Raw genomic sequence first — 12,894 nt, 5'->3', positions numbered from 1 at the left:
CGGTAGTATTTTCTATTACTTAAGCTCGTACCAATCAATATCTGTTAGTGCTGCCCTTCTACCTTTTTCTTTTGGCGGATAATTAGTGGTCAGGTAGTCGATTATGATATCTTCGTTAGCTCCTAAATCCCAAAGATTTTGGGTCTCTTGCATCCACCGTATAGTTGCCTTCCACCTCTCAGCGGTCATTCGGTTCTGCAATACCAGTTTCGAAGAATGGCAATTTGTGCAATTTTGTATGGTTTCTTTCATCCCGGGGGCATCAACAAAACCAGTGCTAACATGTATACCATTCTCTATTTTATCGAAATCTTCCTCAATGGCTATTTCCGGTAGTTCGGTTGTTGAATCATCTTTTTTAAAATCGAAAAATTGAGGATTGATAATCAAGTAACCTATGATTAACCCAAAAATGGCCACGATCACAATGGTAAGTATGGCAAGTCGATAAACTTTCTCGAACTCTTTTTTAAGATTGCTTTTGTTGGTGTCTTCTTTCATCTAACCAATCTTTACCGCTATTCTATGGCAAGCATTGTTCAGGTATCCCTTCGGATTCCAACCGGGCAATAGCATAGGCTGAGCTTTGCCGCGTGAATCGGTAGCCCTTGCCCATACCTCGTAATAACCCTTTTTAGGAAAATCTACCTCTGCCGAAAAGTGTTGCCAAGCGAGACGATTGACCGGCTTCTCCAATATACAGGAATGCCATGTAGACCCAAAATCAATAGAATAATCCATTTGGGCGACTTCAAGCTCTCCTGCCCAAGCGTGACCTCTTATAGAAAGTTTTTTGCCTTCGGAAAGCATGGCTCCCGATTTCGGGTAAGTTATCAACGACTTAACTGGCATCGATTCAATTATGCACATATCTTCATCGGCCACTTTTTCACCCGGTGCCACGGTCTCGCACGGTACGCGATACGAACTACCTTCCATTTTAGCACCATCGTGCACTTTGTTTCGAATACTAATTTTGGTCAACCACTTACCAGAAACCGAAGCTGGCCAGCCACCTGCTACCAAACGCAAAGGGTACCCATGGGCCAGAGGAATATCTTCACCATTCATTTGAAAAGCAATAAGGGTTTCATCTTGCAATGCCTTGGCCATCGGGGCTCCTCTTGAAATTGGCTCTTTCTCAGGATTCCTGCTTAGGTGCAAATCGGCTGCATGATAACCGATATAAACGGCATCGTTATTATAACCTGCATCCTCTAAAACATCTCGTAATCGAAGGCCTGTCCACTTAGCACATGAAACGGCACCCACTGTCCATTGATTTCCTTTCGCGGGAGGGTCGAATTCACTTCTACCGTTTCCGCCACATTCCAAGGTCAGTTGGTACGTATAAGCTTTAAATTTCGATTTTAGATCATCGATAGAGTATGACTTTTGGTTTTTTACCGATTCCCCATCGATGGTCAACTTCCAACTGGCAATGTTTATATCCTCAGGAATCAATCCGTTATTTCTGATGAACATTTTTGAACTAGGAGTCACCTTATCATCCAACAAATGTGCTTGGGCCTCCATATTCCATGGCTTGTCGTTCAATACGACCATTCCCGCATCTTTTTTGAACAGTTTAAAAGGGTCAGGTTCTTGCAACGCCAGTGGTACATAACCAGCTGGCATTTTTAACCCGTAAACGATTTCTGCCCCGACCAAGCTGGCAAAAGACGCCAGCGTAGCGCCCTTAATGAATTTTCTTCTTTGCATAAACCAATCAGTAAGTTTATAAAGTTAGGAATAATTGAACGCACCTTCGGTAACTTCTGTTACATGATTGCCTCTTTAAAAGGAACACGTTTGATAATCAGGGAAATAAAAAAAGCACCTTATCGGTGCTTCTGATTTATTATTTCGAGAGCTTAGACCTCGATTGTGGTTTTTGCCGGTGATTTCTTGAGCACATATGTGTATAACCACATAAGTGTAAAGGTGGGTATAAGGTCAAAACCTGGAATAATTTCTTCAATAAACGTGAATAGACCTGCCCCCTGACCTATTTTACCTTTATACATTCTGGTCATTAACCAACCGGCCAATGGCGCCCAAATAATATCGGAAAACTCTCCTATAAACGGAATGGTGAATGAAAGCATTCCTATGGCATCGAAAAGTAGGCCCAAAGCCAACTTTTTATACTTATTGTCTTGATTTGTTGACATGATATATATTTTTGATTGAACTACTTCAATTTAACAATAAAGATGCCAAACTCACAATAGGGACTAATTCCAGACTGACTTAAAAAACTAGGACAAATCGGAACTGATCAACTTCAAAAACTCATTACGCGTCTCAATTTTTTCAAACTGCCCTCTGAAGCCTGATGTGGTCGTGACCGAATTCTGTTTTTGAACCCCCCTCATCATCATACACATATGAGAAGCCTCGATCACTACGGCCACCCCTTTGGGCTTTAAAGTATTGTTAATGCATTCCAGAATATCGTGCGTAAGACGTTCTTGAACCTGTAATCTACGTGCAAACACGTCAACTACCCTGGGTATTTTGCTCAGACCAACAATGTGACCATTGGGAATATAGGCGACATGGGCCTTACCAAAAAAAGGCAACATATGGTGCTCACAAAGTGAATACAGCTCAATATCTTTAATAATGACCATATCGTCGTAGTCTTCTTGAAACATGGCACTTTTAAGAATTTCAACGGCATCTTGTTTGTACCCTTGAGTCAAAAAAAGCATCGCCTTGGCAGCCCTTTCCGGTGTTTTAAGCAATCCCTCTCTGGAGATGTCTTCACCTATTTCACTAATGATTTTGGAATAGCGGTCTTTAACTTCGCCGGTTACTTCCAAATTATATTCCTCTAAGTTCCTATATGGAGCCATACAACTATTTGTTTATCCAATTTTGTTTTTTGTTGAACAAAATTACATCTTTAATTTTAACCTTGACCTCTAAAACGGTAAATATAACACCAATGGCCAGTATGATTCTTGAAACTTCAAATTTCCTTACTTTTATCGAGCAAAAGTCACTCTGACTGATAAATTAATCTTATCCGATGATCAAGGCCAGCAATATTCAAAAGTTTTATGGTGATTTACAAGTATTGAAAGGGGTTGACCTGCACATAAAAAAGAAAGAGGTCATTTCTATCGTGGGTGCCTCCGGTGCCGGAAAAACCACGCTACTACAAATTCTAGGCACACTTGATGTGCAAAGCAACGCTAAAGAAAGTGAACTGTTGATTAATGACACCGATGTCACACAATTATCGGAGAAGAATTTGGCCAAATTTCGCAATGAACATATTGGTTTTATTTTTCAATTTCACCAATTGTTACCGGAGTTCACGGCATTGGAAAATGTTTGTATTCCCGCTTTTATCAAAAACACTCCCAAGGCACAAGCCGAAAAAAAGGCAAAGGGGCTTCTTGATTTTTTAGGGTTATCAAAGAGATACCACCATAAGCCTAATGAACTATCGGGTGGTGAACAGCAACGAGTGGCCGTAGCAAGGGCTTTGGTCAACGACCCGTCTATTGTTTTCGCAGATGAGCCAAGTGGTAATCTCGATTCAGAAAGTGCCGACAATCTTCATAAGCTCTTTTTTGATCTTCGTGACGAATTTGACCAAACCTTTGTCATTGTGACCCACAATCAGCAACTGGCAGATATGGCCGACCGTAAGCTTACTATGGTTGATGGTCTCATTGTGAATAAAGAAGTAGTTGTCTAAATTAGGTTCATTTTATTTTGTCTTCAAAAATTATAGCGGTTTGGGAGTTTTTTAAAAATCCGACTTATGAAGAATCGCTAGAAAAAGACCCTCATGAACGGCTACGTTGGTTCACAGAGCTATTGCTGTATGCTTTAACTCTAAGTTATTTAATAGGCATGGTCAATGCCGGCTTGCAGAACTATTTTGACATCGATATTGGTAAACATGCCAGTGAAGATTTGATGAATCGTTCTTTATTATTATTATTTGCCGCAGCGGTAATTATGGCTCCTGTAATGGAAGAGGTGATTTTTAGAGGTCCGTTAATTTTCTTTAAGAAAAAGAACTATTTCAATTGTATCTTTTACTTTTTGACCTTTATATTCGGATTTTACCATATTTCGAATTTCGAGCTTACTACTACTACCCTTCTACTATCGCCGTTGCTCGTGGCGCCCCAATTAAGCGTCGGCATTTTTCTAGGGTTTGTTCGGGTAAAGTTCGGTTTGCTTTGGGCCATAATCTTTCATGCCCTATACAATTTCATATTAATGACCCCTTTATTATTTATGAACTTTCTTGATTTACTTTTAGAATGACGATTGCCGAACTCAAAGATTTTTTAGATACAAAGGCCGAACAATACGAGCACCCTCGATTTTTGGAAACTGACCCCATTCAAATACCTCATGGTTTTCAATCGAAAGAGGATATTGAAATAAGCGCATTTCTTACGGCTACGATTGCCTGGGGAAATAGAAAAAGTATCATTAATAATTCAAAAAAAATGATGGAACTTATGGATAACGCTCCATACGATTTCATCGTCAACCATACTGAAGATGATTTAATGAGATTCGAATATTTTGTTCACCGTACTTTTAATGGTCTAGATTTGGGCTTTTTTGTTCAAAGCCTTCGAAATATCTACCAATTTCATGGTGGTCTGGAGAATGTTTTTGCGCAACCAACCGATGACTATGGCTTGCAATCAGCCATATCTCGTTTCAAAGAACTATTCTTTGAGCTGCCCCACCCCCAAAGAACAACCAAACACGTAAGCGACCCTCTGAAAGGTTCCGCTGCGAAACGCATCAATATGTTTTTAAGGTGGATGGTGCGGCCGGCCAAAGCCCAAGTAGATTTCGGACTATGGAAATCAATTCAACCCTCTCAATTATCTTGCCCCCTTGATGTACATTCTGGAAATGTCGCCAGAAAACTTAAACTTTTAAAAAGGAAGCAGAATGACGCGAAAGCGCTACAAGAACTCGATAAAAAACTGAGAAGGTTAGACCCTATTGATCCCGTCAAGTATGACTTCGCTTTATTTGGGCTTGGGGTTTTTGAAAAATTTTAGGTTAATAACTAAAAAATCAACCAATTTTCGAAACTGTATTTCATTTATATTTAAGAGTGTTATCTGTAGCTATTCACGACCAATGAATGAAATAGAACGATTTGATCAAACCCTAAATTTGTGGTCTAAAAGCCTATTGAATTATCCATTGGAACAATTGGTAAAGCGACCTGACAAAGAAAGCTGGTCTTTAGGGCAGGTATATGAACACTTAATTAATGAAACCAACTGGTATTTTGATCAGCTTGAAGGTGCGTTAAACGACTTGTCCCATCAAGATATGCCCATGTCGGAAAAAGCATCGGAATTATTTAAAAGAGGCTCATTCGAAGACAAGCGCGTTAAGACCGACCCCTTGATCTCTGATAATGTACCCCAGCCAAATTCAATCGAGTCTTTAACAGAAAAACTCTTGTTTTTGAAAAAAAGGGCGCAAAGCCTTTGGCAAAAAATGGTTTCTGGTAACTATTCCGGAAAGACCCGGCACCCTGGTTTGGGTTATTTTAATGCCCATGAATGGCTGGCATATTCCGAAATGCATTTGCGGCATCATTTAAAGCAAAAGGCAAGAATAGATACATTTCTTTCTGCTATAAATTGATTTTGAGCATACGCAGTTATCATAAGTATTAATCTATGAATCGGATTAAAATTTGAATCAATAGGCGCTTTAGAGGTCAGGTCAAAATAGTAGTTTGCGGTCAACCGCTCAAACTTAGACAATGCAAGCTATACTTAAGGAAGTCGAAAATTACATACGGCAACTTTTCACGGAATCACCTTTCAAAGATCGTGTTTTTTACGATTACAGACATACTCTAAAAACTGTTGACCATACCAACGAACTTCTTGAAAATCAAAACGACAATGATTTAGATGTTGTGGCCCTACGATTGAGCTGTTGGTTTTTGTTTCTAGATGATGTGCATTCCCAAGAAAAAACACCTGTCAAGTCTGAAGAAAGGCTTCAAAGGTTTTTAAAGGAAAAATCGGCAGACCAGAACCTTATCGAAAAGGCAAGTGAGCTACTAAAAGCAGCATGGAGCTTAGAAGAACCTAAAAGCGAAGAAGAAAAAATAATTAAGGATGCCAGAAGCGGTTATTATGCTTCCGGCAATTTTGATGAAGTTCTTGAATTGTTATTGATAGAAGTAAATCGTGTCAATGGTACTGAAATGAGTATTAATGAATTGCGGGAGAACTATATCAACATTCTTCGCAATGAGCATCGTTTTTACTCCGATTATGCCCTTGAGAATTGGCAAGAGCAAAAAGAGAATAATGTGATGGATTTGGTCGCTGCAATTGCCAAATCTGCAGCCCGAAAGAAAAAAGAAAAGCTTAAGGTCAATTTAAAGAATGAAAGCCCTGAAAGGGCAATTCAGTCCCTATACAGAACACAGTTACGCAATCACTTGAAATTGAGCGATATCGCCGATACCAAGGCGAACATATTATTATCGGTGAATGCCATAATCATTTCTTTGTTATTGGCGAATTTGATTCCCAAACTAGGTAACCCTACCAACTCGTACCTCACCTACCCTACGGTCATCTTTGTGGTATTCAGTATTATTTCAATGATTATGTCGGTAGCTGCCACGCGACCCAAGATAGACAATAACAGTTTGGTCGATCAAGATATTAATGAGAAAGACATTAATTACCTGTTTTTCGGAAACTTTCATTCCCTAGAACCCAATGAATTCAAAGAAAAACTGCGTTCTATTATTGTTGATAAGCAATCAATTTACGACTCTTTGAGCATGGATCTTTATTACCTTGGTAAAGTTCTCAAGAAAAAATACCAACTCTTACGGTGGACGTACACTGTTTTTATGTTCGGTATTATTCTTTCTGTTATTGCCTTTGCCATTGCCCTAAAATATTATGGCATGGACCAAGAGTTGATTGAAGCGGTTACACCTGATACACCTTAAGTAAAACTAAAAATCAATGTGATGATCAAAAAAGTGCTTGCTTTTATTTTGTTCGCCTTTTTTCTTTTTATGGTAGTCATTTATTTTTCCACGGCTACCACAGACAAAAATTTCAGCACATGTGAAATCTTGGACTTATCGAGTATAGACCATATTGACTTTAGGGAACACGACTCCGTTATGGTAGCGGCCAGCACGCTTTATCGTGGTAATACCCTAAAAAATATAGTACAGGGCGAACAATATAGAAAAGTATGGGAAACGCCCGTTAAAGTGCCCATTGCCTTTTTGGATACGCTGAAAGGTGGATTAACTATTTTGGAACAAGGTGGTGGTAAGCAGACCCATTCTTTAAAGGTAAAAACGAAGAATGATGACGTCTATACCTTACGCAGTGTGACCAAAAACCCAGAGCCTTTGATTCCTGATTTTATTAAAGCCGTGGGGCTCGAAAACATTGTAGTTGATGGTATTTCTGCCCAACACCCTTATGCCGCACTGGCGGTGGCCGAGTTGGCACATAAGTGCGGGTTACTATCTACGCGGCCGCAATTGCTGTTTCTTCCCAGACAGGAAAAATTAGATTCTTTAAACGATAAATATGGTAACAGGCTTTTTCTTTTCGAGCATGAAAATGCTGGAAACGCAGAGTGGACACAACTAGAAAAAGCTTCTGAAATAATTGATACCGAAGACCTACAAGAACTAAAATCAGAAAAGAAAGATTTATTACATGTTGATGAAAATCTATTGGTGAGGGCCAGATTATTCGATTTGTTGATTGGTGATTGGGATCGACACGCGAAACAATGGGGTTGGGTTTTAACCAGTAAAAATGAAGAAACTCTGGCAACTCCGCTGCCCTGCGATAGAGATAATGCCTTCTTTAATATTGATGGTATACTGCCGACACTCCTTTCCCATAAATCCATACTGCCCGATTTACAGAATTTCGAAAAAGAGATTGATTACATTCCCGGATTGGTGATGGATTTTGATACCTACTTTCTGAAAACGATAGACAAAAGTATTTTTTCCGAGGAGGCCACTTACCTACAGAGCACGCTGACCGACGAAAGTATCAACCAAGCTTTAAAGGTTTGGCCGAAAACCATTTATGAGCAAGACGGAGCTGAAATCGCCAAAAAAATTATGGCCCGAAAACAACAATTGACGGAATACGCCATGCGATTTAAAGAGGAAATCGATAAGACCGAATTTTTATCCGAATCATTAAAGGGCTCTGAAGACCTAAATTTACCTTCTGAACTGGTCGCTTGTTTCGATTGCCTAAAATAACCTTACCTCTGACATCATCTGACACTCCCTACGATTACTTTTGAACGGAATCAAAAATATTCTTATGAAAAAAGTAGCTATCACCCCTTTCTTTATAATGGGTATCTCGGTCAGAACCTCCAATCAAGACCAACAGGCTTTAAAAGATATTACTAACTTGTGGCGGCGCTTTGGCGAGGAAGGAATTCTTGAAAAAATTCCTCATAAGAAAAACGAAGTCATATACTCACTATATACCGATTATGATGGAGACCATACACAGCCTTACACTACTGTAATTGGTTGTGAGGTTACCAGCTTTGATAAAGTACCGGAGAATATGGTCGTAAAAAAGGTGGAAGGAGGTCGCTATTGGAAGTCTTCCGCTAGAGGTGATTTAATGAAGGGTATAGTCGGTAAACACTGGAATACCATATGGAATACCGAGCTTAAAAGAAGTTACCTATCGGATTTTGAAGTATATGACGAAAGAACAGCTGACCCCAGCCATGCTGAAGTGGGTTTCTATATTGGCATAAATGATTGATGATGCAAATAATTGTTGACCCGAAAGTCGATGATAAATTCGCCACTTACCCCGAAGAAGTCTTAATAAAGATGAACTTCTTGCGCCAACTGGTCATCGAAACGGCATCTGATAGTGATTGGATCAACCGTTTAGAGGTTACCCTTAAATGGAACGAGCCCAGTTTTATTACCAACTGCGGAAGTACGTTGCGAATGGATTGGAAAGAGAAAAATCCTGAGCAATATGCCATGTACTTTCAATGTACGAGTCGTTTGGTCGATACCTTTAAAATGATATTCGGGCCAAAATTTATGTATGAAGGCAACAGGGCACTTCTCTTTGAAATGGACAGTGAGATCCCTGTTGACGAATTAAAATCCTGCATTATGGCTTGTCTTACCTATCATAAAGTGAAACACCTTGCAACATTGGGCATTTAAACCATATACTTTTCGATTTATCGGATTTGGTTACAATATACATGGATTAGACTACCGGCTACCACTTAATTTTTGCCAACTTTACACCATCAAAAAATAACGATATGAGCACAAAAAAAATAGCACTGATTACCGGTGGCAGTAGAGGTTTAGGTAGAGATATGGCCCATAATATTGCAAAGAAAGGTATCGATATCATTTTCACCTATCACTCAAACCAAGAAGCTGCTGAAAAGGTAGTGTCTGAAGTAAACGAATATGGTGGCAAGGCAAAAGCTTTTCAGTTAGACACCAGTAATATTAAAGAATTCGATAATTTTTATTCCAGCTTAGAATCTTATTTGAAAGAGGAATATGGTCATTCTAAATTTGATTTTTTGGTGAATAATGCCGGTACGGGTATCTACAAGCCTTTTTTGGAAACCACCGAAGATGATTTTGACGAAATGCAAAATATTCACTTGAAAGGTGTTTATTTCTTAACGCAAAAAGCAGTTCCTTTTCTCAATGAGGGAGGCAGAATAATTAATATTTCTTCCGGATTAGCCCGCTTCTCCTTTCCTAATTCCAGTGCCTACGCTTCGGCAAAAGGGGGCGTTGAGGTTTTGACCAGATACTTGGCGAAAGAACTGGCATCGAAAAAGATATCGGCCAATGTAGTCGCACCCGGTGCGGTAGGTACCGATTTCGGTGGTGGCGAAAACAAGACCAATGAGCAAAAAATTAAAGCTGTTTCTAATTTGACCGCTTTGGGTCGAGTTGGTGAGCCAGAAGATATTGGTGGCGTCGTTGCCTTTTTATGCTCAGAAGATGCTCGTTGGATCAACGGTCAGCGCATTGAAGTAGCAGGTGGAATTTTATTGTAGAAAGATTGAAGAACAGAATTCGAAAAATAGAGACCATTACAGAATTTCATAGGATCAGGGGGCTTGACAGCCCTCTTCATCCTTTGGTTAGTTTGGTAGATTATGGTCAGACCAAGATATTTCCTGAAAATTATGGCGAAAGCTGGCATTTCGGGTTTTACTCCATCGGCGTCAAACGAAATGTAGGAACATTAAGATACGGGCAGCAAAAGTATGATTTTGACGAAGGGCTAATGTCATTTATCGCACCAGGCCAATTATTAAGATTAGAGCCGAACTCTAGGGCGAACTTAAAGCCTGAAGGTTGGTTACTGTTGATTCATACCGATTTTATTTGGAATACCACTTTGGCGAAAACTATTAAAAGATATGACTTCTTTCAATATGCCATAAACGAGGCGCTCTTTATGTCTCAAAAGGAAGAGAAAACGGTCGAGTCTATTTTTCAAAACATAAAAAATGAGATAGAGACCAATATAGATGCCTACAGTCAAAATATCATCATCGCTCAAATAGAACTGCTCTTGCAATATGCAGAAAGGTTCTATCAACGGCAGTTTATCACCCGAAAAAAGAACAATCACGAACTGCTAGCCAAGTTAGATACCCTGTTAGCAAAAGCTTTTGAAGACGAAAACCTGAAGAATGACGGACATCCTTCCGTACAGGTAGTTGCAGAGCAAATGAACTTGTCACCCGATTACCTAAGTAGTCTTTTGAAGAACATCACTGGCACCACTACCCAGCAATATATTCAACAACGACTCATAGAAAAAGCAAAAGAAAAGTTGTCGACCACAGAACTATCGGTCGGCGAAATTGCCTACACCCTCGGTTTTGAGCACTCCCAATCTTTTAGTAAACTTTTTAAGGCCAAGACCAATCTTTCCCCTACCGAGTTCAGAACCACTTTCAATTAATTTGAACCCGCGTCAAGCAATATTGCCAAATTTTGGTTCTGTTTTATCTAAGTGATACGTACCTTTCTACCAGGTAAACCAATTGGTGGCGACCATGAGAATTGCACTGGCACAAATACAGTCTTTAAAAGGTGATGTTCAGGAAAATATTGAATTGCATAAAAAAGCGATTCGGTTATCTCTGGCTAACAAGGCAGATGCTATTTTTTTTCCTGAGCTGTCATTAACGGGCTACGAGCCCATGCTGGCCGAAAAGCTTAAAATGAAATTAGGTGACAAAAGGCTTTTAGGTTTTCAGGAAATAAGTAATACCGAGAAGATAACTATTGGTCTTGGAATGCCCTTACATACGAAGAGCGGTATTGAAATTGCCATAATCATTTTTCAACCTAACATTCCTCTTTCTGTTTATACCAAACAATTGCTGCACGAAGACGAACTGCCCTATTTTCAAGCAGGAAATAAATACGGTCACATTCAATTGTGCGAACAGCACATCGCTTTGGCCATTTGCTATGAAAGTCTTCAAAGTGAACATGCACGTGAAGCCATTAGTCATCATGCAGATATTTATTTAGCCAGTGTTGCCAAATCGCAAAGCGGAATTGAAAAAGCCTATGAACACTTCAAAAAACTATCAAAAACTCACCCTTTAACTGTTCTGATGTGCAATAATATAGGGCCTTGTGACAATTTTGAAGGAGCAGGTCAAAGTGCAGTATGGAAAAATGGAGATTTATTGGGAAGCCTATTTCCTGATAAAGAAGGTATCTTGATATTTGATTCTACAAAACAATCTACCGAGAGTTTTTATTTTTAGATATGAATTATCACGATAAAAAGTTCATTCCCGTAAAAAATTCAGAGAATGGCGAAACCTCTGAAGAAACCATATTTCATTATCAGCAAGATGGCAACATTCTTACGTGCGAATATTCCGGAGGTAAAATTAAAAAAGGGCATCTTATCGGTGTGGTGAGTTCCACCGGACACATCGATATGCGCTATCACCAAATCAATATAGAAGGAAAGCTAATGACCGGCATTTGCCATTCTACCCCAGAGATTCTCGATAACGGAAAAGTTCGACTTTACGAGACTTGGCAATGGACGTCAGGTGACCAGTCAAAAGGAGAATCTATTCTCGAAGAAATATAGGATTTGTAGCTCTTTTCAAATTATAATAATTTAACGACGCCAAGAAAATAAAAGATGAAGAACGAAAAGATTGACCTTTATTTAGAAAAAGTAGATCAATGGCAGGCCGAGTTGACCCGTTTAAGGCAGCTGGTTCTTGACTGTGGTTTAGAAGAGGAATTGAAATGGGGGGTGCCGTGCTATACCTTAAATGGTAACAATGTACTCATCTTAGGCAACTTCAAACAGTTTTGCAATATCAGTTTTCTCAAAGGAGTTCTGATGGATGACCCTTTGAAAATTATGGAGAAACCAGGCGAAAACTCAAGAATTGCCCGCATCATCAAATTTACCAGCGTTGAAGAGATTAACTCACAGTGGGACACCTTAAGAGCTTATATTTTTGAGGCCATTGATATAGAGAAAAAAGGCCTTAAGGTTGAGAAAAAGCCAGAAAGTACAGAAGACTTTGTTGAAGAACTTCAACAACGACTTGAAAGCGATTCCGATTTTAGCGAGGCTTTCAATGCTCTCACCCTAGGACGACAACGGGCCTATAATATTTATTTTTCAGGAGCCAAACAGGCGAAAACTAGAGAATCGCGCATAGAAAAATATACCGAGCGCATTATGAACGGTAAAGGTTTTCATGATTGTGTCTGCGGCCTTTCTAAAAGAATGCCTACTTGCGATGGTTCACATAAAAAGCTGGCCAAAAAGTCTTGAT

Annotated in this window: 17 protein-coding genes; 13 read left to right on the top strand and 4 right to left on the bottom strand. The window is 39.4% G+C overall.

Annotation, left to right across the window (positions count from 1 at the left end; translation table 11 throughout):
• Positions 1-15: 15 nt before the first annotated feature.
• The 4 genes from D1013_RS11665 to folE all read right to left on the bottom strand — a co-directional run bounded on the left by D1013_RS11665 (position 16) and on the right by folE (position 2,861).
• Positions 16-501: a monoheme cytochrome C gene (locus D1013_RS11665; RefSeq protein ID WP_121849001.1), complete on the bottom strand. Its 486-nt coding sequence runs from the start codon at positions 499-501 to the stop codon at positions 16-18.
• Positions 502-1,722, bottom strand: a complete 1,221-nt coding sequence (locus D1013_RS11660; RefSeq protein ID WP_121849000.1) for a sulfite oxidase — start codon at positions 1,720-1,722, stop codon at positions 502-504.
• A 152-nt stretch (positions 1,723-1,874) separates the two neighbouring features.
• Entirely contained in the window at positions 1,875-2,174 is a 300-nt protein-coding gene (locus tag D1013_RS11655; protein ID WP_121848999.1) for a hypothetical protein, read from the bottom strand.
• Positions 2,175-2,261: 87 nt separating this feature from the next.
• Positions 2,262-2,861: a GTP cyclohydrolase I FolE gene (folE, locus tag D1013_RS11650; protein WP_121848998.1), complete on the bottom strand. Its 600-nt coding sequence runs from the start codon at positions 2,859-2,861 to the stop codon at positions 2,262-2,264.
• Positions 2,862-3,037: 176 nt separating this feature from the next.
• On the opposite strand from folE, the gene D1013_RS11645 reads away from it, so the two are divergent.
• The 13 genes from D1013_RS11645 (at position 3,038) to D1013_RS11585 (ending at position 12,893) form a co-directional block, all read left to right on the top strand.
• Positions 3,038-3,715, top strand: coding sequence for an ABC transporter ATP-binding protein (locus D1013_RS11645; RefSeq protein ID WP_121848997.1), 678 nt, complete (start codon positions 3,038-3,040; stop codon positions 3,713-3,715).
• 17 nt (positions 3,716-3,732) lie between these two features.
• Complete coding sequence (locus D1013_RS11640) at positions 3,733-4,296, top strand: CPBP family intramembrane glutamic endopeptidase (protein ID WP_121848996.1); 564 nt, start codon at positions 3,733-3,735, stop codon at positions 4,294-4,296.
• Entirely contained in the window at positions 4,293-5,057 is a 765-nt protein-coding gene (locus D1013_RS11635; RefSeq protein ID WP_121848995.1) for a TIGR02757 family protein, read from the top strand. The genes D1013_RS11640 and D1013_RS11635 overlap by 4 nt, the downstream gene beginning before the upstream one ends.
• 82 nt (positions 5,058-5,139) lie before the next feature.
• On the top strand, positions 5,140-5,658 hold the full coding sequence (locus D1013_RS11630) for a DinB family protein (protein ID WP_162987887.1): 519 nt from the start codon (positions 5,140-5,142) through the stop codon (positions 5,656-5,658).
• Between the two features lie 121 nt (positions 5,659-5,779).
• The gene (locus tag D1013_RS11625; protein WP_121848993.1) at positions 5,780-6,997 is read left to right on the top strand and encodes a Pycsar system effector family protein; all 1,218 of its coding nucleotides are present in this window, start codon (positions 5,780-5,782) and stop codon (positions 6,995-6,997) included.
• Positions 6,998-7,018: 21 nt separating this feature from the next.
• On the top strand, positions 7,019-8,296 hold the full coding sequence (locus D1013_RS11620; protein WP_121848992.1) for a hypothetical protein: 1,278 nt from the start codon (positions 7,019-7,021) through the stop codon (positions 8,294-8,296).
• Positions 8,297-8,360: 64 nt separating this feature from the next.
• Positions 8,361-8,822: a GyrI-like domain-containing protein gene (locus D1013_RS11615; RefSeq protein ID WP_121848991.1), complete on the top strand. Its 462-nt coding sequence runs from the start codon at positions 8,361-8,363 to the stop codon at positions 8,820-8,822.
• Entirely contained in the window at positions 8,822-9,244 is a 423-nt protein-coding gene (locus tag D1013_RS11610) for a DUF1801 domain-containing protein (protein WP_121848990.1), read from the top strand. The genes D1013_RS11615 and D1013_RS11610 overlap by 1 nt, the downstream gene beginning before the upstream one ends.
• 104 nt (positions 9,245-9,348) lie before the next feature.
• Positions 9,349-10,110 carry an SDR family NAD(P)-dependent oxidoreductase gene (locus D1013_RS11605; RefSeq protein ID WP_121848989.1) on the top strand — a complete coding sequence of 254 codons (762 nt, stop codon included), beginning with the start codon at positions 9,349-9,351 and terminating at the stop codon, positions 10,108-10,110.
• A 5-nt stretch (positions 10,111-10,115) separates the two neighbouring features.
• Entirely contained in the window at positions 10,116-11,030 is a 915-nt protein-coding gene (locus D1013_RS11600; protein WP_121848988.1) for a helix-turn-helix domain-containing protein, read from the top strand.
• Between the two features lie 94 nt (positions 11,031-11,124).
• Positions 11,125-11,850: a carbon-nitrogen hydrolase family protein gene (locus D1013_RS11595; protein WP_121848987.1), complete on the top strand. Its 726-nt coding sequence runs from the start codon at positions 11,125-11,127 to the stop codon at positions 11,848-11,850.
• Between the two features lie 2 nt (positions 11,851-11,852).
• Positions 11,853-12,188: an avidin-fold protein gene (locus tag D1013_RS11590; protein WP_121848986.1), complete on the top strand. Its 336-nt coding sequence runs from the start codon at positions 11,853-11,855 to the stop codon at positions 12,186-12,188.
• Between the two features lie 54 nt (positions 12,189-12,242).
• Positions 12,243-12,893: a DUF1801 domain-containing protein gene (locus D1013_RS11585; protein ID WP_121848985.1), complete on the top strand. Its 651-nt coding sequence runs from the start codon at positions 12,243-12,245 to the stop codon at positions 12,891-12,893.
• The last annotated feature ends 1 nt before the right edge of the window (position 12,894 follow it).

The sequence above is a fragment of the Euzebyella marina genome (assembly GCF_003687485.1).
Taxonomy (GTDB): domain Bacteria; phylum Bacteroidota; class Bacteroidia; order Flavobacteriales; family Flavobacteriaceae; genus Euzebyella; species Euzebyella marina.
This window is presented reverse-complemented; position numbering and strand designations above follow the sequence as displayed.

Coding starts and splice junctions, on each gene's coding strand:
- D1013_RS11625 (WP_121848993.1), top strand. CDS start 5,780: ATGCAAGCTATACTTAAGGAAGTCGAAAATTACATACGGCAACTTTTC.
- D1013_RS11655 (WP_121848999.1), bottom strand. CDS start 2,174: ATGTCAACAAATCAAGACAATAAGTATAAAAAGTTGGCTTTGGGCCTA.
- D1013_RS11605 (WP_121848989.1), top strand. CDS start 9,349: ATGAGCACAAAAAAAATAGCACTGATTACCGGTGGCAGTAGAGGTTTA.
- D1013_RS11630 (WP_162987887.1), top strand. CDS start 5,140: ATGAATGAAATAGAACGATTTGATCAAACCCTAAATTTGTGGTCTAAA.
- folE (WP_121848998.1), bottom strand. CDS start 2,861: ATGGCTCCATATAGGAACTTAGAGGAATATAATTTGGAAGTAACCGGC.
- D1013_RS11645 (WP_121848997.1), top strand. CDS start 3,038: ATGATCAAGGCCAGCAATATTCAAAAGTTTTATGGTGATTTACAAGTA.
- D1013_RS11590 (WP_121848986.1), top strand. CDS start 11,853: ATGAATTATCACGATAAAAAGTTCATTCCCGTAAAAAATTCAGAGAAT.
- D1013_RS11595 (WP_121848987.1), top strand. CDS start 11,125: ATGAGAATTGCACTGGCACAAATACAGTCTTTAAAAGGTGATGTTCAG.
- D1013_RS11615 (WP_121848991.1), top strand. CDS start 8,361: ATGAAAAAAGTAGCTATCACCCCTTTCTTTATAATGGGTATCTCGGTC.
- D1013_RS11620 (WP_121848992.1), top strand. CDS start 7,019: ATGATCAAAAAAGTGCTTGCTTTTATTTTGTTCGCCTTTTTTCTTTTT.
- D1013_RS11660 (WP_121849000.1), bottom strand. CDS start 1,722: ATGCAAAGAAGAAAATTCATTAAGGGCGCTACGCTGGCGTCTTTTGCC.
- D1013_RS11585 (WP_121848985.1), top strand. CDS start 12,243: ATGAAGAACGAAAAGATTGACCTTTATTTAGAAAAAGTAGATCAATGG.
- D1013_RS11610 (WP_121848990.1), top strand. CDS start 8,822: ATGATGCAAATAATTGTTGACCCGAAAGTCGATGATAAATTCGCCACT.
- D1013_RS11665 (WP_121849001.1), bottom strand. CDS start 501: ATGAAAGAAGACACCAACAAAAGCAATCTTAAAAAAGAGTTCGAGAAA.
- D1013_RS11635 (WP_121848995.1), top strand. CDS start 4,293: ATGACGATTGCCGAACTCAAAGATTTTTTAGATACAAAGGCCGAACAA.